General features: G+C 34.2%; 2 protein-coding genes. Both read right to left on the minus strand.

Annotated features, from left to right (window positions below):
• A partial coding sequence (locus AC1DUA_RS36815; protein WP_477504438.1) for a type I restriction-modification system subunit M N-terminal domain-containing protein occupies positions 1 to 524 on the minus strand: 524 nt, incomplete at its 3' end.
• 60 nt (positions 525 to 584) lie between these two features.
• On the minus strand, positions 585 to 1,585 hold a 1,001-nt coding region (locus AC1DUA_RS36820; RefSeq protein WP_477504439.1), incomplete at its 5' end, for an AAA family ATPase.

A 1,585-nucleotide genomic window follows, 5' to 3' on the forward strand; every position in this document is an offset into this window, starting at 1 on the left:
AGCTTATCAGAATCAAGGTTTACCTCTGAGAACAACCCACGAAACGTACTGTCGAAAGACTCATTTTCTATAAATTTAAAACCAGCTTGTAGTGTCCTTAAAAGGTACTCGTTTTGCGTGCGAGCTAATTCGTATATATTACTCCAGAGATACTGCGGCTGGATTACATAATGAAGCTTACGTCTCATTTGCTTTTCAAACATTGCTAYTTGATCCAAATTGTTATTATACCACATAATAAGCGGGGTCAATTTTTTACTTTCAAACAATATGAAATGATCATCGATCATTATGTTTTTTTCATTTTCTTCTAATTTTTGTTTGCTAAAATATTCCGCTGCCTGCTCTTTCATCACACTAATAGTCTCATCCTGCTTACTCGTAGCATAGATATTTTTAATTTCACTCTCACAATGAAGATAATCGCTACCAAGTTCTTTTTTTGCTGCCTGTTCATAGTTATCTGAGAGATAACGTAAGAAGAGAAAAGACAACATGTAATCACGGAAGTCGTCGGCATTCATCGTTCCGCGAAGTTTATCTGCTATAGCCCACAGGGTTGCACCTAATTTTTTTGTTGTAAATCATGCATCGTTACCACCACCTATATGTAATACAAAATTATATTTATTTTGGAGCTTGTTAAACACATTTGATAAAAGTTCTTCGTTATCAGGAACTAATTCTTTTGCCTCGTATAGAAAAACAGTTTTATGTGACAATGTATTTATTATTCGAGCTACATCATCAGTGTTATCTATTCCTATTTGTTCAAGCACATACGATAATCGCCCAACACCAAGGAAGGAGGAGACGTTTTCCAGGACTTGTCTTAGTAATGCAAAATGATAAGCATATAGCTGCTTGTCGTTTACCGCACGCTGTAACATTTGCAGTAACTCAAGATGATAAAGAAATACGTCTTTTCTACAATCCAACAAAGATAATTCATTAGAGGAATTTTTTAAAGTATGCATTTTGGTAAACTTCTTATAGGAATCTGCTTTTTCGCCTTTTGTCATCCAGTTTGAAAGAATAGAAAAAAGTCCAACGTGGTGAGTTGTAATAATGATTTTTCTATTTTCATAATGATCGTCAATCAAAGCCATTATTGTTGATGCTGTAATAAAGATGTTATGGTCATCTAAGCTTGAAACTGGATCATCTATAAAGAAGTGACTATTTTGTTCACCTGTCCAGCCTTGAATATCAAACATTGTCAAAAACAGGCACCAAATAAAAATTTGTTGTTCACCACGAGAAATTTTGATAGCATCAAGTTGTTCTTCAATTTCTGATTGCGGATAGAAACTAATGGAGCTAATTCCAAGTGATGAATCAGTATGATAATTAAACTTAAAATCAAACTTTGGCTTGTATGCAGCTAGCTTTTCACGAAGCTTTTCCTCATCCATTGAGGAATGATATTGATTTAGGCTGGAACGCATGACATTCAGCTTTATTGGAGAACCATTGTTCTCAGTATCATTATCCCATACAAACAAATCTTCACTATAAGCGTTATAATAAACACCAGAATGATTACCGTCGTTCAATTCTTTGGTGATATTTTTGTATTCAACTG

Source organism: Paenibacillus sp. 01T422 (assembly GCF_056398785.1).